Raw genomic sequence first — 20,407 nt, forward strand, 5'->3', positions numbered from 1 at the left:
ATATATATCATGAGCATTGTGTCAGCGTTGAAAGATATTCGACAAGCCCACAACTTGAGCCAGGCTGCCCTGGCCAGGCAGGCGGGCCTGTCACGCATGACCATCAACAAGATAGAAACCGGGGCTGTTGATCCACAGGTGTCTACGCTTGAGGAGGTGGCCCGCGTTCTGGATGTCGAGTTTCTGGTGGTGCCCAGGCACTTGAAAGCCGATCTGGAGGCATTTTTGCGGTCAGGTGGTCGATACCTGGGGCAGCCTGCTGGAGCAGAGGCACCCAAATCGGTGGTGGATCAGATTTTGAGTCAGCCATGAGCACAACCATCAAGTATCTGCGCATGTATCTGCATCTGCCTGACCGTACGCGGCGAGCTGTAGGATACTTGTCTCAGTATGGGGACATCCTGAGGGTGTCTTTCGATGAGGCTTATATCCAGGATGCCCATCGTCCATTGCTGTCGCTGGCATATCGTGGTGCGACAGAGGCCCAGACGCAGGAAATCCTGGCTTCGGTCCGGGATGCTCGCCTGGTGCGCAGCGATGGCCGCTGGCCGGCCTATTTCGCCAATCTTTTGCCTGAGGGGCACAATCGGGATCGTCTGGCGCATGAGCGTAAATGTTCGCCTGATGATGAGTTCGAGTTATTGGCAGCGGCAGGCCATGACCTGATGGGCGCGATCGAAGTGGAACCCGTACCTTTGCAGGCAGGGGTTCCTGACCCTGTGCGCCAATGGCATATGGCATTGGGGCTGGAGGTGCTGGAGCCGGCAGTTGTGGAGGCACCCGTAGAAGACGCCGCGTCGCTACCAGGTGTGGTCACCAAATTTTCAGCCATTTATGATGGCCGACGGTATGTGGTCAAAAAGCACGGTGCCGCGGGCGAGTACATTCTGAAGCTACCGACCACACGGCACCCTGATCTGGTCGAAAACGAGTACACCGGTTATCGCCTGTGCGAGGCCGTCGGCTTGAATTGCGCTCAGGCTCGGGTGATTTCACGGGCAGAGGCGGAACTCCCGGAAGCGGTTCCGTTCGACACAATCCTGGCAGTGCCCCGCTTTGATCGCGGGCCAGGCGGCTTGCGTGTGCATATGGAAGAGTTTGCCCAGGTGCTGGGCCTGGCACCCAAGCACAAATATGGCAAGGGCCTGTCGGACTATGCCGATATGCTGCGGGTGCTGGATGCATTGTCTGCAAACCGGATCGAGGATGTACGCGAATTTATCCATCGCTTTGTTGCATTCATCCTGCTGGGCAATACGGATGCACATCTCAAGAACTGGGCGTTGCTGTATCCCGATGGACACTCACCGGTATTGTCTCCGCTCTACGATCCCGTGTGCGTGAGCGCGTTCTTTGAGTCGGTCAAGCCGGCGGAATATGCTGTCAACCGGGCGATTGACAGCCGGTTGCGAGCATTCGACTGGGATGCACTGGAGGCTTTGCTGAAACAGGCCAAGCTCTCCCGTGTGCCGAATCACATCCGGCTGGCCAAGGGGCTGGTCAGGCAGGCCCAGTCCGAATGGCCTGTGTTGTTGCACGACGCGCCGCCGGCTGTGCGGCGGACGGTGACAGAGCGCTTGCGAGGTGGCGTGGCGCTGACACAGATTTGATCGTACCAATGCGTTCCAGTCGTCTGGCGGGTTGCCGCGTCCGAGCATTTTTTCAAATACCGCATACGGGTCCGACAGTGCCGCGTTATTGCCATGACGAACGACGCCTTTCTGAGCTGCCTATACGGCAGTGAACGCGTTTGCCAGCACTGCGGCCATCCCTATTGTTTTCTGAGCTGCCTATACGGCAGTGAACCAAACCCGCTGCCTTTGCCTGCCGCGCTGAAATTTCTGAGCTGCCTATACGGCAGTGAACTCGTAGGGTCGCGCATCATGACAATCCACGCATTTCTGAGCTGCCTATACGGCAGTGAACCGCTTGATCTTCATGAGGATGCCTCCGGAGTTTTTCTGAGCTGCCTATACGGCAGTGAACCACTCTTGGCGTCCATGCGTGATTTGCCTGCTTTTCTGAGCTGCCTATACGGCAGTGAACCGGTGAAGCTGGCGAAGTCGGAATGCTTGGTCTTTCTGAGCTGCCTATACGGCAGTGAACTCTGATTCTGGCTGCATCCTGTGCCGCTTTCTTTTCTGAGCTGCCTATACGGCAGTGAACGTGGTTTCGCTGGGCTGTTCGAAGCTGCGGCGTTTCTGAGCTGCCTATACGGCAGTGAACTCGGCGTCTGCGAGGACGTCACGCTGCCTGATTTTCTGAGCTGCCTATACGGCAGTGAACGGCCCGCAAGCTCATACTCCTGCCAGGTCTCCTTTCTGAGCTGCCTATACGGCAGTGAACGAAACTGCCGCCTACGCCGAGCGCATCATCCTTTTCTGAGCTGCCTATACGGCAGTGAACCTGTCGACAGCGACACGATGCGTTGATGCGACTTTCTGAGCTGCCTATACGGCAGTGAACGGACAGGCCCACCACACCCTGGACAACCTCCATTTCTGAGCTGCCTATACGGCAGTGAACTTTGCGCGTATCCCGCCGACATCGGTGGGGGCTTTCTGAGCTGCCTATACGGCAGTGAACTGGTTGCAGCACCTGCAGCAGCACTTGCCAATTTTCTGAGCTGCCTATACGGCAGTGAACGTGCTTGAAAGCGTGCCGTCAGTGATGCTCCATTTCTGAGCTGCCTATACGGCAGTGAACGCCTTTCTGGCGGCTGTGCATTTGGATGGGAATTTCTGAGCTGCCTATACGGCAGTGAACTCAGTCAGACGGACCTCTCGGCCCTGACTGGCTTTCTGAGCTGCCTATACGGCAGTGAACATCGATCGTCACATCGAGTTCGAGCGCCTGACTTTCTGAGCTGCCTATACGGCAGTGAACCGATAAATCGACGGCACGGAGCGACCGACAAGTTTCTGAGCTGCCTATACGGCAGTGAACGCACCGGCCAGAACCTTGTTGACATAGCCATTTTTCTGAGCTGCCTATACGGCAGTGAACTGCTGGGGCAGGGTGCTGGCAAAGGTCTGCCCTTTCTGAGCTGCCTATACGGCAGTGAACCCGATAAGGCCGACGCCGATATGCGTGCGCGTTTTCTGAGCTGCCTATACGGCAGTGAACACAGTCACATCTTCGCGATCCCAACCTTCCACTTTCTGAGCTGCCTATACGGCAGTGAACCCTCTATAAAATGGCTCAAGGGCGGCGGTTTTGTTTCTGAGCTGCCTATACGGCAGTGAACTACAAGAAAAAATTCACAACAGCTTGATATTAAATCCATTTTAACGAAAACAGCCTTCAACCCTTTTTTTGCCCTATTTTGTGGGGCATTGTTTTATAAGGGCTTTTTCTGGCGATCAAAAAAAGGGTCGAGTACAGGGGCGGTTCCTGTACTTGCACGTCAACAAGACAAGCACAACCCCTTTTCCTGCTATTGGCTTCAAAACGCCCAGTCGTCGTCCTCGGTCGCCACGGCCTTGCCAATGACATATGAAGATCCGGAGCCCGAGAAAAAATCGTGATTTTCATCTGCACCCGGCGACAGCGCGGCCAGGATGGCGGGATTCACGTTGGTCACGCTGGCCGGGAACAGGGCCTCGTAGCCGAGGTTCATCAGCGCCTTGTTGGCGTTGTAGTGCAGGAACCGCTTGACGTCCTCGGTCAGGCCGACGCCGTCATACAGTTCTTCGGTGTAGCGCACTTCGTTGTCGTACAGATCGTGCAGCAGTTCATAGGCGGCCATCTTGATTTCTTCGCGGCGCGCCTCGGATTCGCGCTCCAGGCATTTCTGGAACTTGTAGCCGATGTAATAGCCGTGCACGGCCTCGTCGCGGATGATGAGACGGATCAGGTCGGCGGTATTGGTCAGCTTGGCCCGGCTCGACCAGTACATCGGCAGGTAGAAGCCCGAATAGAACAGGAATGACTCCAGGAACACGCTGGCGACCTTGCGCAGCAGCGGGTCGTTGTCGCGGTAGTGTCGCAGGATGATGCGCGACTTGTTTTGCAGGTGTTCGTTTTCCTCGCTCCAGCGGTAGGCATCGTCTACGTCGGGTGTCAGGCACAGGGTCGAGAAAATCGAGCTGTACGAGCGGGCATGCACGGCTTCCATGAAGCAGATATTGGTGTACACCGCTTCTTCGTGCGGGGTCAGCGCATCGGGCAGCAGGCTGGGTGCTCCCACCGTATTCTGGATGGTGTCGAGCAGCGTCAGACCGGTAAATACGCGGATGGTGAGCTGCTGCTCGGCGGGTGTCAGCGTGGCCCAGGAAGGGATGTCATTGGAGAGGGGTACCTTCTCGGGCAGCCAGAAATTGCCGGTCAGGCGGTTCCAGACCTCCAGGTCCTTGTCATCCTCGATCCGGTTCCAGTTGATGGCGCGTACGCTGCTTGGGGGCGCGTGCAGGCGGGTAGGCGTATTCATGCAGGATTTCCTATAGGGCGTATCGACATCCAATTGAAAACAGGGGGCTCAAAGTGTGCATGACACGCAGCCTTCGACTTCCGTGCCTTCCAGCGCCATCTGGCGCAGGCGAACGTAGTAGATGGTCTTGATGCCTTTGCGCCAGGCATGGATCTGTGCCTTGTTGATGTCGCGGGTGGTGGCGGTATCGCGGAAGAACAGTGTCAGCGACAGCCCCTGGTCGACGTGCTGGGTGGCCGCAGCGTAGGTGTCGATGATTTTTTCCGGGCCGATCTCGTAGGCATCCTGGTAGTAGGGCAGGGTGTCCTCGCTCAGGTAGGGGGCGGGGTAGTACACGCGCCCGATCTTGCCTTCCTTGCGGATCTCGACTTTGGAGGCAATCGGATGGATGCTGGCCGTGGCGTTGTTGATGTACGAAATCGATCCCGTGGGCGGGACGGCCTGCAGGTTCTGGTTGTACAGGCCGTGGGCCATGACCGAATCGCGCAGCGTGCGCCAGTCATCCTGCGTCGGGATGGCGACGTCCGCCTGTTCGAACAGGGTGCGTACGCGTTCGGTGGCCGGTTGCCAGGACTGTTCTATGTATTTGTCGAAATAGGTGCCGCTGGCATAGGTCGAGTGCTCGAATCCCTTGAAGGCAGTGCCGCGCTCGATGGCGATTTGGTTGGAGGCACGTATCGCATGGTAGGCGACGGCATAGAAGTAGATATTGGTGAAATCGATGCCTTCTTCTGAACCGTAGTGGATATGCTCGCGTGCCAGATAGCCGTGCAGGTTCATCTGGCCCAGGCCGATGGCGTGCGAATCGGCATTGCCTTGCGCAATGGAAGGGACCGAGCCGATATGGCTGGCATCGGATACGGCCGTCAGCGCCCGGATGGCGGTTTCGACGGTCTTGCCGAAATCGGGGCCGTCCATGGCCTGGGCAATGTTGAGCGATCCCAGGTTGCAGGAAATGTCCTTGCCGACATGGGTGTAGCCCAGGTCGTCGTGGTAGGTGCTGGGCGTGTTGACCTGCAGGATCTCGGAGCAGAGATTGCTCATGTTGATCCGGCCCTGGATGGGGTTGGCGCGGTTGACCGTGTCTTCGTACATGATGTACGGGTAGCCGGATTCGAACTGGATCTCGGCCAGGGTCTGGAAAAACTCGCGCGCATTGATCTTGCGCTTGCGGATGCGGGGGTCGGCCACCATCTCACGATAGGTGTCCGAGATACTGACATCGCCAAATGGTTTGCCGTAGACGCGCTCCACGTCGTAGGGCGAGAACAGGTACATGGGCTCGTTGTCGCGGGCCAGTTCAAAGGTGATGTCGGGGATCACCACGCCCAGCGACAGGGTCTTGATGCGGATTTTTTCGTCGGCATTCTCGCGCTTGGTATCCAGAAAACGCATGATGTCCGGGTGGTGCGCATTGAGATAGACCGCACCGGCTCCCTGGCGGGCACCCAATTGATTGGCGTAGGAAAAGGCGTCTTCCAGCATTTTCATGATGGGGATGACACCGGATGACTGGTTCTCGATCTGCTTGATGGGGGCACCCGTCTCGCGGATGTTGCTCAGCAGGAACGCCACGCCGCCGCCGCGCTTGGATAGCTGCAAGGCAGAATTGATGGCGCGCCCGATCGATTCCATGTTGTCTTCGATGCGCAGCAGGAAGCACGAGACCAGCTCGCCGCGTTGCTGCTTGCCGCAATTGAGGAAAGTCGGCGTGGCTGGCTGGAAACGCCCGGCGATCATCTCGTCGACCAGGTTCAGCGCGAAGGCCTCGTCACCTTTTGCCAGAGCCAGTGCCACCATGCAGACGCGGTCTTCGTAGCGCTCAAGGTAGCGCTTGCCGTCGAACGTGCGCAACGTATAGCTGGTGTAGTACTTGAACGCGCCGACGAATGTCTGGAAGCGGAAACGCCTGGCATAGGCGAGATCGTAGAGTTTCTGGATGAACGCAAAATCGTACTGCGCCAGGACCTGCTTTTCGTAATAGCCGTGTTCGACAAGGTAGTCGAGCTTTTCCTTGAGGTTATGGAAGAACACGGTGTTCTGGTTGACGTGCTGCAGAAAGTATTGGCGTGCCGCCTGACGGTCGCGGTCCAGTTGCAGCCGGTCATGCTCGTCGTAGAGATTGAGCATGGCATTGAGTGCGTGGTAGTCCAGCTCCGTATTGGCAGCAGCCGAACCGGCACGGGCGTGCTGAGGGGCGGTGCCCGGTCCTGATGGCTGGCCGGGCGTGTGTGGCGCAGTGTCGCTGCCGGGCACGGGGGTCAAGGTTGTCGGTTCCAAAATTCGGTCACTCCGGTACGGACTTTATCGACATCTTCAGGCGTACCCATCAGTTCGTAGCGATACAGGTGGGGTACGCCGCATTTCTGGGCGATGATGTCGCCGGCGATGCAATAGGCCTCGCCGAAGTTGGTGTTGCCCGACGAAATCACGCCCCGGATCAGGGCGCGGTTGGGCGCGTGATTGAGAAAGCGGATGACCTGGGGCGGGACGGCACCCTTGACGTTGCCGCCGCCATAGGTGGGGACCAGCAGGATATAAGGTTCGTCCACCGTGAAAGGTGCCTCTTCCTGGCGGATCGGAATGCGGGTGGCCGGCAGGCCGAGCTTGCCGACGAAGCGGTGTGTGTTTTCCGAGGAAGTCGAGAAATAGACGAGCCTTCCCATGGCGGATCCCGGCGCGGTCGTGGGGGGACTCAGTTCAGCAGGGCGCTGATCTTGTCGGGACGAAAGCCCGACCAGTGGTCGTTGCCGGCCACGACGACCGGTACCTGCTGATAGCCCATGTCGCGTACGGTATCCAGCGCCTGTTCATCCTGGGCCAGGTCGATGACCATGTAGTCCACGCCCAGCCTGTCGAGTGCGCGGTAGGTGGCGGTGCATTGGACGCAGGCAGGCTTGCTGTATACAGTAATCGTCATGATTATGATTCCTGAATTGAGATGAAATCATCTGGCCCACAAGTATGCGAGCCAGATGCTGGGTGAAACAGAAAGCTGCCGCTCCGGTGAGGTCGGGCGGCAAATCGTGCGCTGAACAGACACGACAACTGAATACTACATCTGGGGTTTTTTGTTGTCCAGTCCGCTAGATGTAGAAAAGTGTCACGCAAAATCAAAAAGACAGCTCGTGACAGTATTGCTGCCGTTCATGACTGCTGCTCCAGTGTCAGCAGCAATGCGGACAGGTGCGCATCAAGGCTGGCCAGTGTGTCGGCGGACAATTCGGCCAGGATGCGTCGCTCGTTTTCGATGTGCAGCACCACGATCTGATTGATCAGTGCCAGTCCGACATCGTTCAATTGCACAAGCAGGCTGCGCGCATCCTGTGGATTGGGCAGACGCTCGATGAAGCCGCGCTTTTCCAGTTGCTTGAGTCGGTGGGTCATGGTCCCCGAGGTCACCATCAATGTGGAAAACAGTTCGGTCGGGCTTAACCGGTATGGTGCGCCGGCGCGTCGCAGCGTGGCAAGCATGTCGAACTCCCAGAGACTCAGGCCGGCGTGGGCAAAGCTGGCTTCCAGCCGCTGCTCCAACAGCGCTGCACAGCGCTGGAGACGGCCAATCGGTCCCATGGGACTGGCGTCCAGGTCGGGGCGTTCCCGCCGCCATTGATCGAGGATGGCATCGACGCTATCGGGTAACCGGGTTGGTGGTGGCTTTGGCATTTGTCTTGACTTCAAGTTAAATAGTGCGCACAATTATTTTATCTTGATTTGAAGGTACTTGGATGAATGCGACTTCCTCATGGGGCTATTGGCGTGATGTCATGCTGACCGCGCTGGCACCCGCGATCTGGGGCTCCACCTACATTGTCACAACACAAGGGCTGCCACCGGATCGCCCATTTACCGCAGCGCTTATCCGCGTACTGCCTGCCGGGATTCTGCTGCTGATTTTTACACGCTGCTTGCCGGATCGCCGGCAGTGGTGGCGTTTGCTGGTATTGGGGGCATTGAATATCGGCGTATTCCAGGCACTGCTGTTTGTCGCCGCCTATAGGCTGCCAGGTGGCCTGGCTGCGGTGCTGAGCGCGATACAGCCTTTGTTGGTGATGCTGCTGGCCTGGGCTGTGGATGGCCGCGTGCCGGCCAGGGTGACATTGTGGTCGGCGGTGGCTGGCGTAGCGGGCATGGCCATTCTGCTGTTGTCTCCGCAGACGGTATTCGAGCCGGTGGGGATTGCGGCAGCCTTGCTGGGGGCGGCCTGCATGGCTGCCGGAGTCTGGCTGACACGTCGTTGGCAAATGAACATGCCCGTGCTGGCGCTGACAGGCTGGCAACTGCTGATCGGCGGCGTGATGCTGTTGCCGGTTGCGCTGTGGGTGGATCCGCCCCTGCCCGTACTCACCATGTCGCAATGGGCGGCCTATGCCTACCTTTGTCTGGCGGGAGCCTTGCTGGCTTATACGCTCTGGTTTCGGGGCGTGGCGCGCTTGCCGACCGTGGCTGTTGCCTCATTGGGGCTGCTGAGCCCCTTGACGGCAGTCGTGTTGGGGTGGGTCTTGCTGGCGCAATCCATAACGGGTACGGCGCTTGCCGGTCTGGTGGTGGTGCTGGTGAGCGTGTTTGCCGTGCAGCGGACGACTGCCCGGGCTCGGTAGATCACCTTGGTCGAGCGCCTGTCTGCCACATGGCGGGCAGGCCTCGGAAAAAGCACGCTGAAAAATTTATTGCCCGCCCTTGAGCGCACTGGCTTCTTCGGGGGCCCGGTAACCGCGCTGGTACGCTTGCGTAAAACTGCCCAGTGCTTCGAGTGCTTCCTGGGGGTCATGTTCCGGCTTCACGACAAAACTGTCGAAGCCGCAGCGGGCCTGGTAGAACACCGTGTCGATCATTACGTCACCGCGTGCCCGCAGGTCGCCGCGCCAGCCATGCCTGTCGCGCAGCAACTGGGCGATGGAGTAACCCCGACCGTCGGTATAGGCAGGAAAATTCACGGCCAGATAGGCAATGCCCTGCGGATTGATCTGGCCATCGGCATCGGCCAGTTCGGCAGGATCGTCGTCCGGATGGAACAGGATGCCGACAGGATGGTTGCGTAGACGCAGCGTGTCGCGATGGGCCAGCCAGGTGGACAGGGGCAGCAGCCAGTCGGGTTCGTCCGGCGGCAGCGCCGCGCCTTCTGCGCTTTCTGGCGTAAAGACATGGGTCGGATCGGGACTGATGCGGCCGTGCAGGATCAGGTGGGCGATGGAGGCGTCAGTTGTGCTCATGGCGCGATGTAAAAAAGGATGTGGGGCGTTGTGCCGGCAGCACCTATGGACTGCCGGCAGGTCCATCAGGCGGTGGCAGGGGCGGTCCTGGCTTCGACCGCAGGTGCTGCAGCCTTGTCGCCATAGACGGCCACCTTGAAGGGTTCCGGTCCCAGCCGGTCCACGACATCGATGAAGCGCTCTACCTCGCTGTCGCGCAGTGCCAGGTAGGTCTGGATCATCTTTTCGATCACGTCGGGGATTTCGGCTCGCGCGAAGGAGCGGCCGATGATCTTGCCGATGGCGGCACCATCGGCGCGTGCCGATGCAACGGTATCATCGGTGGGCTGTTGCGTGGCGAGGGCATGGGCCGGTTCACTCTGGCGACCGCCGATTGTGACCTGATACCACTCCTCACCGGCCTTGTCCACGCCCAGGATACCGATATGACCGACGTGGTGGTGCCCACAGGCATTGATACAGCCCGAGATGTTGAGATCGAGTTCGCCGATCTCGAACTGGTAGTCGAGGTCGTCGAAACGGTGCTGGATGGCTTCGGCTACGGGAATCGACACGGCATTGGCCAGGGCGCAGAAATCACCGCCCGGACAGGCGATGATGTTGGTGATCAGGCCGATGTTGGGGGTCGCCAGCCTGAGCGCTTCCAGCTTTTGCCAGAGCTCGAACAGTCGGCTGCGACGCACGTCCGCCAGGATCAGGTTCTGCTCGTGGGAGACGCGCAGTTCCCCCAGTGCGTAGTCGTCGGCCAGTTGTGCCACGGCATCCATCTGATCGGCCGTGATGTCGCCAGGTGGCGTGCCGGTGGCCTTGAGCGAGATGGTCACGGCGGCGTAACCGGCTTCCCGGTGGGGGTGTACGTTGGTACGCAGCCAGCGGGCAAAGCGGCTGTGCGTGGCGGCTTCGGCACTGAAGTCGGCTGCCTCATCGGCTGCGGCGGGGTCGTACTCGGGCCAGGTGAAACGGCCGGCGATCTCATCGAGTTCGGCCTGTGTGACCTGGTTGGGGCCGTCCTTGATGCGCAGCCATTCTTCATGGACCTGTTCGGCGAAGACTTCCGGGGTCAGTTCCTTGACCAGGATCTTGATGCGGGCCTTGTATTTGTTGTCACGCCGGCCATGCAGGTTGTATACGCGCAGGGCCGCCTGCAGATAGGTGAGCAGATGCTGCCAGGGCAGGAAGGGGTTGATGAGCTTGCCGACGATGGGGGTGCGCCCCAGGCCACCGCCGATCCAGACCTTGAAGCCGATCTGGCCGTCCTTTTGCGTGGCCTGCAGGCCGATGTCATTGACGCCCACGGCGGCACGGTCGTGGTCGGCACCGCTGACGGCGATCTTGAACTTGCGCGGCAGGAAGGCGAATTCCGGGTGGAAGGTGGACCACTGGCGGATGATCTCGCACCAGACCAGCGGATTGACGTGTTCGTCGGGGGCGATGCCGGCGAAATGGTCGGTGGTGGTGTTGCGGATGCAGTTGCCGCTGGTCTGGATGGCATGCATCTGTACGGTGGCCAGTTCACCCAGGATCGTGGGGACGTCTTCCAGCTTCGGCCAGTTGAATTGCATGTTCTGCCGCGTGCTGAAGTGGCCGTAGCCACGATCATAGGTGCGGGCGATGTAGGCCAGCTTGCGCAATTGTTCCGAGCGCAGCATGCCATAGGGAACGGCGACGCGCAGCATCGGGGCGTGGCGCTGGATGTACAGGCCGTTCTGCAGGCGCAGCACGCGGAAGTCGTCCTCGCTCAGCTCGCCCGCCAGAAAGCGGCGTGTCTGGCCTGCAAACTGCTGTACACGCTGTTCAATCAGCTGCTGGTCGATGGGGGCGTATTGATACATGTCCTATCCTGTAGGCGATGGCGTCTGCCATGGGCAGGCCCGGGGTGCCGGAGTACACTTGTGTGGGGTCGGATATGATGACACGATCCTGGGGCAACCGTTGCTTTCTTAAAACTAATGGTTATATGAATATTGAAGATTCCATGGCGCAGCGCCTTGATACGATCCGGCGGCGCATCGGGCAGGCTTGCGAGCGCGCCGGTCGCTCGGCAGACGAGGTCACCCTGCTGCCGGTCAGCAAGACCTTTGGCGAGGCTGCGATCCGCGAGGCCGTGGCGCTGGGACTGACCCGCTTTGGCGAAAACAAGGCCCAGGAAATCCGCCAGAAAAGCACGCCGCTGGCCGATTGCGGTATCGAGTGGGTCATGATCGGTCATCTGCAGACCAACAAGGCCAAGGATGTGGCCCGGCTGGCAGCCGAGGTGCAGTCTGTCGATCGGCTGGAACTGGCGCAGGCGCTGGATCGCCGCCTGCAGGCTGAAGGACGGCGCATCCGCGTGCTGGTGCAGCTCAAGACTTCGACCGAACCGAGCAAATACGGCCTGGCACCCGAAGAGCTGCCTGGCTTTCTGCGGACGCTGCAGGCTTACGACACACTGGATGTGCAGGGTCTGATGACGCTGGCGATCAATTCGGTAGACGAGGCCTCGGTACGTCATTGTTTCCGTGGGCTGCACGAGTGGCGCGAGCGGGCCCGTCAGGAAACCGGCCTGGCCTTGCCGCGTCTGTCGATGGGCATGAGCGGGGATTTCGAGACGGCGATTGCCGAGGGATCGACCGAGGTCCGGATCGGCACGGCGATTTTCGGCAGCCGGCCTTATGGCGATGCCTATTACTGGCCCGAGAACGGACCGGTCAGCGCATCGTCCTGAGTTTCAGCAGCGCCTTGGCGATCTCGCTGCGGTGCTTGGCCAGCTTCATCCATCTGGGCAGTACCGAGAAAAGGGTGTTGTTGCTGTAGTTGGAACCTTGCGTTTCGCGCAGGTCGGCGTTCACGAAAGCGTCCAGTGCATCCAGGTGGCGTCGGTTGTAGGCCCAGACGGTGCCGTGTCGTGTCGGCGTGGTCAATCGGAGCGGCAGGCCGAAGTGCGGGTCGATGCAGCGGTCTTGTGGCAGTTCCCTGCTCATCGCGACACTGACCTCGGTCTGGCGCTTGCATGCCGGACAGGTGGCCGTGAGATGCTCGGGCAGGGAGGCCGGCGGGGAGGCGTAATGCAGACAGGGCATGAGCCATTGGTGGCCGCAGAAGCCGCAGGGCCGGCGGCCTTGCAACCTGATCGGTCCCAGCCAGTGGTGGGCTTCGGAGGACAGGGCAAGGCAGCATTGGGTGCAACTGAAGCGGTTGTGCCAGCTAGGTGTCCGATATCTGTCAAATGACGCCTGCACGATACCGGGGCTTTTGCAGCGTGGGCACAGGACCTGGACTTCTTCTATGGCAAACGATATCAGCCGGTCGCCGGTGTCGAGAAAACGTTTGGGTGCAGTCATGTCGTATGCAGCGATGTCTGCCAGAAGGTCAGTGTGTAGCCGTTGAATGCAAACGGATCGTCCGGGATATGCAGGTCCACTGTGCAGGGGCGGTCCGGATAGGTGCAGGCGAGTTTGGCTGCGGTCATCTGTTGCAGCGTCTGGCCCAGTGTCTGCAGCTTGTCAGGTGCAATGTCCGGGCAGCCGGCACCGTGCAGGTCGGCGATGTGGATATGGTTCAGCGTGGCTTCGACCTGATGGCGGGAAGACTGTCCAAGCCGCTTTTCGTATTCCTGGATCAGATTGGCCGGGGTGCCGGCCCGCAGGATATAGCCCGAGATTTCTTCGAACTCGGGCCAGAATGCGGCGGCATATCCAATGGCGAGGGAGAAGTTGCCTTCGCAGCCGATCCAGCTTTCCAGGTCGATGCCCTTGCCGCCATTCCAGCGGCCGAGCTCACTGCGCATGCTGGGCGGAATCTTCATGCCAGGATACGCAGTGTGTGATGCGCCGTTGCCCTTGGGCTATGGCTGCGCTCAGAAACGGTTACGGCGCGGGCACTCGGCAATCGTGCCCCAGCCATTGTTGGGTTCGCAGTAGTGATTGCGCGCATTCCATGCACAGGTGGGCCGCTCGAAAAAACCGGTCTCGGCGCAGCGGGCCAGCTCGGCGCGCAGGGCCTGCTGCCAGTTGCCGCCCTGCGTGTCGTTGCCGACCGAGGCTGCCGTGGCCGCAGCAGCCTGCTCGCTGGCGGGCAGTTCGAGCGGCTGCAGTGCCGGGAGCTGGTTGTTCTGGCCGGGCGGTGGTACCAGCACGAATTGTTGCTGTACGCCGGCGCTGTCCGCTTCCAGATTCATGATGCGGGCCAGTTCATCCTTGGTGAGCGGGTCACGCGAGATGAGAATGCTGGCCTCGGTGGGGGCATCGAAGAGTGACTTGAGCGGGGCACTGTCGGCGTCGGCAGTCCGGATGGTGTCTGCTGTGGGCGGTACGCCCAGTGTGCCGTCTACCCGGGGCTGTGGGGGCTGGGCGGTGTAGGCCTTGCCGTCGGCATCCAGTACGGCTTCGTCGGTACCCAGGCCGGACTGGTTGGGGGGGGCTTCGGCAATGGGGGCATTGGCGACAAGCTGGTCGCCAAGCTTCATGCCGCCCCAGGCCGACAGGCCCATGAAAATCGCCAGGATCAGGATCAGGATACGCCAGGACATGGAGAGTGCTTAATTGTTGCTGCCGAACACCCGGCCGCTGTGTTCGCGCATGGCATGGAAGCGGATCTCGGGATAGCGTTCTTCGGCCACCCTCAACTGAGCATGCGAGGTGATCAGGAAAGCGGCCGCATCGACCACATCATAGGCGATATGGGCAGCGTTGGCATCCATGAATTTGCGCAGTGCGCGGGGATCTTCGGCTGTGATCCAGCGTGCCATCGTGTAGCGCGAAGGCATCATCCGGGCATCGACGCCGTACTCGGTCTTGAGCCGATGGGCGACGACTTCGAACTGCAACTGACCGACAGCACCCAGCAGCAGGGCACCGCCTGCTGCCTCGGGGCGAAAGACCTGGATCGCGCCTTCCTCGCCGAGCTGGGCCAGGCCGTGGCGCAGCTGCTTGGTGCGCAGCGGATCCTTGACCTCGACTGCCTGGAACAGTTCGGGTGCAAAAAAAGGCAACCCTGTGTATTGCAGTGTTTCCCCCTCGGTCAGAGTGTCGCCCAATTGCAACACGCCATGGTTGGGGATGCCGATGATGTCGCCTGCGTAGGCTTCGTCGAGCAGGTCGCGTCGCTGCGACAGGAAAGACACCACGTTGTTGGGACGCATGTCCTTGCCGGTACGGCTGACCTTGATGCGCATGCCGCGCTCGAAGCGGCCGCTGCAGACGTGCACGAAGGCCACGCGGTCGCGGTGGGCCGGGTCCATGTTGGCCTGGATCTTGAAGACCACGCCGGTGAACTTGGCTTCGTCGGGCCTGACTTCGCGCTGCAGCGCCTGACGTGAGCCGGGAGACGGCGCAAAGTCGACCAGGGTGTCGAGCACTTCCTGTACGCCGAAGTTGTTGATGGCCGAGCCGAAGAAAACAGGTGTCTGCTTGCCGGCGAGAAAGGCCTCATGGTCGAATGCGGGAGCCGCTTCGGACACCAGCTCGATCTCTTCGCGGGCCTTGTCGTAGTGTTCGTCGAAACGCCGGGCGATCTCGGGGTTGTCGAGGCCTGCAATCAGTTCGTCATCACCGGCACGGCGCTCTTCGCCCGGCTTGAAGACGCGCATCTGATTGCGCCGGATGTCGAACACGCCACCGAACTTGCGACCCATGCCGATGGGCCAGGAGAATGGCACGGCATCCATGCCGAGGTGCGATTCGATTTCGGACAGCAGATCGAGCGGTTCCTGGACTTCGCGGTCGAATTTGTTGATGAAGGTAATGATGGGGGTATTGCGTGCACGGCAGACCTGCAGCAGGCGAATGGTCTGCGGCTCGATACCGTTGGCGGCATCGATCACCATCAGGGCAGCATCCACGGCAGTCAGTACGCGATAGGTATCTTCGGAGAAGTCCTGGTGCCCAGGGGTGTCGAGCAGGTTGATGACGCAGTCGCGGTATTCCATCTGCATGACCGACGAGGCCACCGAAATGCCGCGCTGCTTTTCGATCTCCATCCAGTCTGACGAGGCATGGCGCGAAGCCTTGCGTGCCTTGACGCTGCCGGCGATCTGGATGGCTCCTGCGAACAGCAGCAGCTTTTCCGTCAGCGTGGTCTTGCCCGCGTCAGGGTGGGAAATGATGGCGAAAGTCCTGCGTTTGGAGACTTCCTGCAGGAGCGCGTCATGTGACATGGATGGTGTTCTTTTAAGTGCGTGTTGATGGTGCTTAGCCTGCTATTTTCGCCGATATGGGCGCGGGAAACAAACGTGGCGCGTTGTGTCCGCACAAGCCAACTGCACATGGCCCTGCAGGGTGAAGATCGAGTCGCGCTATTGCAGGTTGCGGGATCCCTCAAGCCATCCCCAGGGAGGTTGCCGGAAGCGGGCTGCCAGGAAATCGATCAGGACCTGTACGCGTGTCGGACGCAGCCTGCCGGGCGGCGTGACGATGTACAGGGCAATCGGGTGCGCCTGCCAGTCCGGCAGGCAGGTTTGCAGGGTGCCCGTCTGCAGGTCTGTCCAGACCAGGAATTCGGGCAGCAGCGCCAGACCCAGGCCGCTGCGCAGGGCGGGCAGCAGTGCGTCGGCGTTGTTCACGCGCAGGGGCGCGGCCATGACCTGGCTGAATTCGCCCTGCTGCGGGTGCGTGAACTGCCAGGTCCGACCACTGCGGGCATAGGCGTACTCCAGAGCCGGCAAGCTGGCCAGGTCGCGCGGATGGCGGGGCTGCCCATGCCGGGCAAAGCAGTCGGGGGCACCGACCGGCAGGATGCGGACGGTACACAGGCGCAGCGCCAGCAGGCTGGAGTCATCGAGCGTCGAGATGCGCAATGCCAGGTCGTAGCCACCCGCCACGATATCGACCTGTTCGTCGCTGAAATTCACGTCCAGGCTGATGTCGGGATGGGCCTGCATGAAATCCGGCAGGGCCGGGGCCAGATGGGCAATGCCGAACGACATGGGGACGGCCAGCCTGATCTGTCCCCGCAGACTGCCGGATTGCTCCGTGATGTCCGCTTCGATGGCCTCGCCCTCCTGCAGCAGGCGGGCGGCGCGTTCCTGTGCAGCCTGCCCGCTGGCGGTGAGTGACAGTCGCCTCGAGGTACGCTGCAGCAGGTTGGTGTGCAGGCGCTGCTCCAGTCGGCTGACGGCTTTCGATACGGTGGCCTGGGACAGGCCCAATTCCGTGGCGGCACGCGCGAAGGAGCCGGTTTCCGCGACCTTGGCGAAGATGGCCCAGGCTTCCAGGTCTGGCAATTTTTTCATGTCAATAATCGAAATGATGGTTTTCCATTCATTCTATTTCATTGCTTCGGGTGGGTGCGTAAACTGGCTTCATCAATTCATTTCCAGGGAGCAGCATCATGATCGAACGCAGACCTTTCGAATCGCTGGGACACGCCGACCACGGCTGGCTCAATGCCCGGCATCACTTTTCCTTTGCCAGCTATCACGATCCCGCCCGCATGGGATGGGGTGCGCTGCGCGTCTGGAACGACGATGAGATCGCTTCGCAGACCGGCTTTCCGCCACATCCGCATGCCGATATGGAAATCATTACCTATGTCCGTACCGGTGCCATCTCCCACCAGGACAGCCTGGGCAACAAGGGGCGGACGGCGGCAGGCGACGTGCAGGTGATGAGCGCTGGCACGGGCATCCGCCACGCCGAGTACAACCTGGAGTCGGAAACCACGACGCTGTTCCAGATCTGGATACTGCCTGACCAGAAGGGCGGTGCGCCGGGCTGGGGAACCAAGCCGTTTCCCCGGGGGGATCGCTCCGGCCGTTTCGTGTCGCTGGCCAGCGGCATGGTCGGTGATGTCGATGCCTTGCCGATCCGGGCCGATGCCCGTGTGTCCGGGGCGACGCTCAAGGCCGGGGAAAGCACGGTCTACCGACTGGGACGTGATCGTTTCGGCTACCTGGTTTCGGCCTCGGGGCGGGTCGAAGTCAACGGTGTGACGTTGCATGCCCGCGATGGTGCGGCACTGCGTGATGAGGATGAAATTCACATTACGGCGCACGAAGATGCCGAACTGGTGCTGGTCGATACGGCACCTTGAGCAGGCCGGGCCCCGTTGCCCACGAAACGGGACCCTACATGCCAGGCCTCAGTGTTGCCTGCGGTAGGGCACCTTCGTGTGAAAGCAGGAAGCGCTTTGCCGGCAGGCCGCCGGCAAAGCCGGTCAGGCTGCCGTTGGTGCCGATGACCCGGTGGCAGGGCAGGACGATGGGCAAGGGATTGCGGCCATTGGCCGCACCGACGGCGCGTGCTGCGCGAGGGTGCCGGACGCGTTCGGCCAGCCCTGCATAACTGAGTGTTTCACCATAGCCAATACTGGCCAGCGCCTGCCAGACAGTCATTTGGAAAGGCGTGCCCTGCGGTGCCAGAGGCAGATCGAAGATGCGGCGTTGGCCGGCAAAATATTCGCTCAACTGGCTCCGTGCCTGTTGCAGCACAGGATGATCCGGTTGCTCGCGCCAGGTGCCCGTGCGCGGATAAGGGTGCCGGGTCGAGGGAAACTCGATCAGGCACAGGCCGTGCCGGTTGGCGGCCAGCAGCAGCGGGCCGAGCGGGCTATCGATGTGGGTATGGGCGATCATGCTGCACTCAGGCTGGGCGTGGGAGGTGTTTCCGAGGGAATGTGGGAGCGTGGTGCGCCGGCCGCCTGTTTCCACAGGTGCATGACGGCATAGGCACGCCAGGGACGCCAGCCCTGTGCCTGCTCCAGCAGAGCACGGGCGCTCAGGCGGGAGCCGTCTGTGGGCAAGGCTTTCTGCAACACCAGGTCTTCTGCAGGAAATGCGTCGGGATGCCCCAGGGCCCGCAGCGCAATGTATTGCGCTGTCCAGGGCCCGATGCCGGGCAGGGCCTGCCAGCGGGCCACGAAATCGTCCAGTGTCCGGTCATGGCGAAAATCGACCCGGCCATCGAGGAGCGCCTGGGCCACGCCCTGCAGTGTGGCTGCACGTGTCCGGGGCAGGCCGATGCTTGTCAGGTCGGCGCTGGCCAGGGTGTCGGGAGTGGGGAACAGGCGCTCCAGTCCTTTTTCCGGTGCTGCGCCGACAGTCGGCCCATAGCGCTCCACCAGCCGGGTTGCCAGTGTGCGTGCGGCTGCCACGCTGATCTGCTGGCCCAGCACGGCACGAACCGCGACTTCAAAACCGTCCCAGCCGCCAGGCTGGCGCAGGCCGGGCCGTTGCTGCAGCAACGGCTGCAGGCGAGGGTCGGCCGCCAGTGTGTGATGGATGGCGGCTGGATCGGCGTCGAGGTCGAACATGCGGCGCAGGCGCGCAATGATATCGGGCAGTTGTGCGGGGGCCGCACCGTGTATTTCCAGCCGCAATGCCTGGCGGGTATCGGCAGGGGCCGATACCCGCAGCCAGCCTGGTGTGTCGGCGCAGCCGATCAGGCGGGCATAGCTGTCGGCCTCGATGTGCTCGACCCCGGGAATGGCGCGGGCCTGGAGAAAGTCCAGCATGGCAGCGAAATCGTAGGGTGGGCGATAGCCGAGCCGCAGCGTCAGTGTGCCACCCTCCACCCTGCCATGCTGGCGGCGCAACTGTCCCGGCGGCATCCGGTAGGCATCGCGGAATGCTGCATTGAAGCGCCGCAGACTCCCAAAGCCGCTGGCCAGGGCGACATCGGTCACGGGCAGGGTGGTTTCCGTCAGCAGTTGCTTGGCGAACAGCAGGCAGCGCGTCTGGTGCACGCGCAGCGGCGATGCGCCCAGTCGTTCGTGAAAGAGCCGGCGCAACTGTCGTTCGCCCAGGTTGACGCGTGTGGCGAGGGCACCGATATCGTGTTCAGACAGGAAGCCGCTTTCGACCAGTTTCAGGGCGCGCGCCAGTACGGTGTCGCCGCGCCGCCAACTGCCATCGCCGGGGGACAGTTCCGGGCGGCAGCGCAGGCAGGGGCGGAAACCGGCAGATTCAGCGGCGGCTGCACTGCCGTAGTAGCGGACATTCTCGGGGCGCGGTACCGGGGCGGGACAGACCGGCCGACAATAGATCCCGGTGCTGAGGACCGCCGTGAAAAACAGGCCGTCAAAGCGCGGATCACGGCTGAGACGCGCCTGTTCACACAGGGAAGGAGACAATGAGAGGGGGGCGGTGTCGGTGGGCTGCATGCGTGCAGATTAGCACCGTGCCCCTCGGGGCTGCTGGCCGTTTTCGGACTTCTATGTGCGTTTGAAAGAGGCCAGTGCCACGCCTGCGAGGACGAACATGCTGCCGAACGTGCGATTCATCCAGACGATGTGGCGCGGGCTGCGCAGCAGGGTCAGCACCCTGGCCGCCAGCAGGGCATACAGGCTCATGACCACCAGATCGGTGAAGGCCAGGGTCGCGGCGATGACGCCATACTGACCTGCCAGGGGCGCGCCTGGATTGAGGAACTGCGGCACGACCGCGAGCAGGAAAACGGTGCCCTTGGGGTTGCTGGCATTGATCAGGAAGCCGCGTGTGAAGAGTGTGCGGGCCGATGCGTCATGGGGCGAGACGGGGTCGTCGGCAATCGGGCCGGTAGGCCCCCTGATCTGCCTGATGCCCAGGTAGATCAGGTAGGCCACGCCCAGCCACTTGACGAGGCTGAAGGCAAGCTCCGATGTGGCCAGCAAGGCACCCAGCCCCAGACTGACAACGAGGATCTGCAGCATGATGCCCATGATCAGGCCCAGCGTATTCCAGAATGCCTTGCGAAAACCGTATTTGAGACCGCACGACATGGAACAGACGGCACCGGCACCGGGCGAGATGGAGATGGCCCATGCGGCCAGCATGAAGGTGAACCAGGTAGAGAGAGTCATGATTGGTGGGCGC

20 protein-coding genes, 1 pseudogene and 1 CRISPR repeat array are annotated in these 20,407 nt (G+C 61.2%); of the genes and pseudogenes, 5 read left to right on the forward strand and 16 right to left on the reverse strand.

The features are described from left to right. Together ABN482_RS00645 and ABN482_RS00650 are read left to right on the forward strand one after the other, a co-directional pair. Nucleotides 1–312, forward strand: a 312-nt coding sequence (locus tag ABN482_RS00645; protein WP_502877208.1) for a helix-turn-helix transcriptional regulator, incomplete at its 5' end; no start/stop codon positions are given. Further along, entirely contained in the window at nt 309–1,610 is a 1,302-nt protein-coding gene (locus ABN482_RS00650; RefSeq protein WP_349502176.1) for a type II toxin-antitoxin system HipA family toxin, read from the forward strand. The genes ABN482_RS00645 and ABN482_RS00650, both read left to right, overlap by 4 nt. On the opposite strand, the pseudogene ABN482_RS00655 reads toward ABN482_RS00650, so the two are convergent. The 6 genes and pseudogenes from ABN482_RS00655 to ABN482_RS00680 form a co-directional block, all read right to left on the reverse strand. After that, nucleotides 1,605–1,685 (reverse strand): annotated as a pseudogene (locus ABN482_RS00655) (type II toxin-antitoxin system YhaV family toxin); the annotation flags it as partial. The gene ABN482_RS00650 and the pseudogene ABN482_RS00655 overlap by 6 nt on opposite strands. Before the next feature lie 33 nt (nt 1,686–1,718). Then, a CRISPR array of direct repeats spans nt 1,719–3,247; the repeat unit is 28 nt; unit sequence TTTCTGAGCTGCCTATACGGCAGTGAAC. A gap of 198 nt (nt 3,248–3,445) precedes the next feature. After that, on the reverse strand, nt 3,446–4,429 hold the full coding sequence (gene nrdF, locus ABN482_RS00660; RefSeq protein ID WP_349502177.1) for a class 1b ribonucleoside-diphosphate reductase subunit beta: 984 nt from the start codon (nt 4,427–4,429) through the stop codon (nt 3,446–3,448). 48 nt (nt 4,430–4,477) lie between these two features. After that, nucleotides 4,478–6,685 (reverse strand): class 1b ribonucleoside-diphosphate reductase subunit alpha, encoded by a 2,208-nt coding sequence (gene nrdE / locus ABN482_RS00665; RefSeq protein ID WP_502877210.1) that lies wholly within the window; start codon nt 6,683–6,685, stop codon nt 4,478–4,480. A gap of 5 nt (nt 6,686–6,690) precedes the next feature. Next, entirely contained in the window at nt 6,691–7,095 is a 405-nt protein-coding gene (nrdI, locus tag ABN482_RS00670; RefSeq protein WP_349502178.1) for a class Ib ribonucleoside-diphosphate reductase assembly flavoprotein NrdI, read from the reverse strand. Between the two features lie 29 nt (nt 7,096–7,124). Continuing rightward, complete coding sequence (nrdH, locus tag ABN482_RS00675) at nt 7,125–7,349, reverse strand: glutaredoxin-like protein NrdH (protein ID WP_349502179.1); 225 nt, start codon at nt 7,347–7,349, stop codon at nt 7,125–7,127. A 227-nt stretch (nt 7,350–7,576) separates the two neighbouring features. Further along, a complete protein-coding gene (locus tag ABN482_RS00680) occupies nt 7,577–8,095 on the reverse strand; it encodes a MarR family winged helix-turn-helix transcriptional regulator (RefSeq protein ID WP_349502180.1) in 519 nt (172 codons plus the stop codon). A 62-nt stretch (nt 8,096–8,157) separates the two neighbouring features. On the opposite strand from ABN482_RS00680, the gene ABN482_RS00685 reads away from it, so the two are divergent. After that, nucleotides 8,158–9,030, forward strand: a complete 873-nt coding sequence (locus ABN482_RS00685; RefSeq protein ID WP_349502181.1) for an EamA family transporter — start codon at nt 8,158–8,160, stop codon at nt 9,028–9,030. A 66-nt stretch (nt 9,031–9,096) separates the two neighbouring features. On the opposite strand, the gene ABN482_RS00690 is transcribed toward ABN482_RS00685, so the two are convergent. Together ABN482_RS00690 and ABN482_RS00695 are read right to left on the reverse strand one after the other, a co-directional pair. Beyond that, nucleotides 9,097–9,642, reverse strand: a complete 546-nt coding sequence (locus ABN482_RS00690) for a DUF934 domain-containing protein (RefSeq protein WP_349502182.1) — start codon at nt 9,640–9,642, stop codon at nt 9,097–9,099. A 65-nt stretch (nt 9,643–9,707) separates the two neighbouring features. Continuing rightward, on the reverse strand, nt 9,708–11,474 hold the full coding sequence (locus tag ABN482_RS00695; RefSeq protein ID WP_349502183.1) for a nitrite/sulfite reductase: 1,767 nt from the start codon (nt 11,472–11,474) through the stop codon (nt 9,708–9,710). 125 nt (nt 11,475–11,599) lie between these two features. Between ABN482_RS00695 and ABN482_RS00700 the strand changes: the two genes are divergently transcribed. Then, nucleotides 11,600–12,346, forward strand: coding sequence for a YggS family pyridoxal phosphate-dependent enzyme (locus ABN482_RS00700; RefSeq protein WP_349502184.1), 747 nt, complete (start codon nt 11,600–11,602; stop codon nt 12,344–12,346). On the opposite strand, the gene ABN482_RS00705 is transcribed toward ABN482_RS00700, so the two are convergent. The 5 genes from ABN482_RS00705 to ABN482_RS00725 form a co-directional block, all read right to left on the reverse strand. After that, nucleotides 12,330–12,701, reverse strand: a complete 372-nt coding sequence (locus ABN482_RS00705; RefSeq protein ID WP_349502185.1) for a hypothetical protein — start codon at nt 12,699–12,701, stop codon at nt 12,330–12,332. The genes ABN482_RS00700 and ABN482_RS00705 overlap by 17 nt on opposite strands. Nucleotides 12,702–12,958: 257 nt before the next feature. After that, nucleotides 12,959–13,426 (reverse strand): hypothetical protein, encoded by a 468-nt coding sequence (locus tag ABN482_RS00710; RefSeq protein WP_349502186.1) that lies wholly within the window; start codon nt 13,424–13,426, stop codon nt 12,959–12,961. A gap of 51 nt (nt 13,427–13,477) precedes the next feature. Continuing rightward, on the reverse strand, nt 13,478–14,149 hold the full coding sequence (locus ABN482_RS00715) for a hypothetical protein (protein ID WP_349502187.1): 672 nt from the start codon (nt 14,147–14,149) through the stop codon (nt 13,478–13,480). A gap of 9 nt (nt 14,150–14,158) precedes the next feature. After that, nucleotides 14,159–15,775 carry a peptide chain release factor 3 gene (locus ABN482_RS00720; protein WP_349502188.1) on the reverse strand — a complete coding sequence of 539 codons (1,617 nt, stop codon included), beginning with the start codon at nt 15,773–15,775 and terminating at the stop codon, nt 14,159–14,161. 138 nt (nt 15,776–15,913) lie between these two features. After that, nucleotides 15,914–16,849 (reverse strand): LysR family transcriptional regulator, encoded by a 936-nt coding sequence (locus ABN482_RS00725; RefSeq protein WP_349502189.1) that lies wholly within the window; start codon nt 16,847–16,849, stop codon nt 15,914–15,916. A gap of 98 nt (nt 16,850–16,947) precedes the next feature. Between ABN482_RS00725 and ABN482_RS00730 the strand changes: the two genes are divergently transcribed. After that, nucleotides 16,948–17,649, forward strand: a complete 702-nt coding sequence (locus ABN482_RS00730; protein WP_349502190.1) for a pirin family protein — start codon at nt 16,948–16,950, stop codon at nt 17,647–17,649. A gap of 34 nt (nt 17,650–17,683) precedes the next feature. Here the strand turns inward: ABN482_RS00730 and ABN482_RS00735 are convergent, their stop codons facing one another. From ABN482_RS00735 to ABN482_RS00745, 3 genes are read right to left on the reverse strand one after another with little or no spacing between them, the layout of a single operon-like run. Then, the gene (locus tag ABN482_RS00735; protein ID WP_349502191.1) at nt 17,684–18,190 is read right to left on the reverse strand and encodes a methylated-DNA--[protein]-cysteine S-methyltransferase; all 507 of its coding nucleotides are present in this window, start codon (nt 18,188–18,190) and stop codon (nt 17,684–17,686) included. Beyond that, complete coding sequence (locus ABN482_RS00740; RefSeq protein WP_349502192.1) at nt 18,187–19,716, reverse strand: DNA-3-methyladenine glycosylase 2 family protein; 1,530 nt, start codon at nt 19,714–19,716, stop codon at nt 18,187–18,189. The genes ABN482_RS00735 and ABN482_RS00740 overlap by 4 nt, the downstream gene beginning before the upstream one ends. 51 nt (nt 19,717–19,767) lie before the next feature. Next, nucleotides 19,768–20,394: a LysE family transporter gene (locus ABN482_RS00745; RefSeq protein ID WP_349502193.1), complete on the reverse strand. Its 627-nt coding sequence runs from the start codon at nt 20,392–20,394 to the stop codon at nt 19,768–19,770. Between the last annotated feature and the right edge of the window lie 13 nt (nt 20,395–20,407).

Origin of the sequence: Corticimicrobacter sp. (assembly GCF_040137905.1) — a bacterium.
In the GTDB taxonomy this organism is placed as follows: domain Bacteria; phylum Pseudomonadota; class Gammaproteobacteria; order Burkholderiales; family Burkholderiaceae_B; genus Corticimicrobacter.

What these genes read in the sequence shown, in the direction of transcription:
- ABN482_RS00650 (WP_349502176.1), top strand. Translation starts at nt 309, where the DNA reads ATGAGCACAACCATCAAGTATCTGCGCATGTATCTGCATCTGCCTGAC.
- nrdF (WP_349502177.1), bottom strand. Translation starts at nt 4,429, where the DNA reads ATGAATACGCCTACCCGCCTGCACGCGCCCCCAAGCAGCGTACGCGCC.
- nrdI (WP_349502178.1), bottom strand. Translation starts at nt 7,095, where the DNA reads ATGGGAAGGCTCGTCTATTTCTCGACTTCCTCGGAAAACACACACCGC.
- nrdH (WP_349502179.1), bottom strand. Translation starts at nt 7,349, where the DNA reads ATGACGATTACTGTATACAGCAAGCCTGCCTGCGTCCAATGCACCGCC.
- ABN482_RS00680 (WP_349502180.1), bottom strand. Translation starts at nt 8,095, where the DNA reads ATGCCAAAGCCACCACCAACCCGGTTACCCGATAGCGTCGATGCCATC.
- ABN482_RS00685 (WP_349502181.1), top strand. Translation starts at nt 8,158, where the DNA reads ATGAATGCGACTTCCTCATGGGGCTATTGGCGTGATGTCATGCTGACC.
- ABN482_RS00690 (WP_349502182.1), bottom strand. Translation starts at nt 9,642, where the DNA reads ATGAGCACAACTGACGCCTCCATCGCCCACCTGATCCTGCACGGCCGC.
- ABN482_RS00695 (WP_349502183.1), bottom strand. Translation starts at nt 11,474, where the DNA reads ATGTATCAATACGCCCCCATCGACCAGCAGCTGATTGAACAGCGTGTA.
- ABN482_RS00700 (WP_349502184.1), top strand. Translation starts at nt 11,600, where the DNA reads ATGAATATTGAAGATTCCATGGCGCAGCGCCTTGATACGATCCGGCGG.
- ABN482_RS00705 (WP_349502185.1), bottom strand. Translation starts at nt 12,701, where the DNA reads ATGCCCTGTCTGCATTACGCCTCCCCGCCGGCCTCCCTGCCCGAGCAT.
- ABN482_RS00710 (WP_349502186.1), bottom strand. Translation starts at nt 13,426, where the DNA reads ATGAAGATTCCGCCCAGCATGCGCAGTGAGCTCGGCCGCTGGAATGGC.
- ABN482_RS00715 (WP_349502187.1), bottom strand. Translation starts at nt 14,149, where the DNA reads ATGTCCTGGCGTATCCTGATCCTGATCCTGGCGATTTTCATGGGCCTG.
- ABN482_RS00720 (WP_349502188.1), bottom strand. Translation starts at nt 15,775, where the DNA reads ATGTCACATGACGCGCTCCTGCAGGAAGTCTCCAAACGCAGGACTTTC.
- ABN482_RS00725 (WP_349502189.1), bottom strand. Translation starts at nt 16,849, where the DNA reads ATGAAAAAATTGCCAGACCTGGAAGCCTGGGCCATCTTCGCCAAGGTC.
- ABN482_RS00730 (WP_349502190.1), top strand. Translation starts at nt 16,948, where the DNA reads ATGATCGAACGCAGACCTTTCGAATCGCTGGGACACGCCGACCACGGC.
- ABN482_RS00735 (WP_349502191.1), bottom strand. Translation starts at nt 18,190, where the DNA reads ATGATCGCCCATACCCACATCGATAGCCCGCTCGGCCCGCTGCTGCTG.
- ABN482_RS00740 (WP_349502192.1), bottom strand. Translation starts at nt 19,716, where the DNA reads ATGCAGCCCACCGACACCGCCCCCCTCTCATTGTCTCCTTCCCTGTGT.
- ABN482_RS00745 (WP_349502193.1), bottom strand. Translation starts at nt 20,394, where the DNA reads ATGACTCTCTCTACCTGGTTCACCTTCATGCTGGCCGCATGGGCCATC.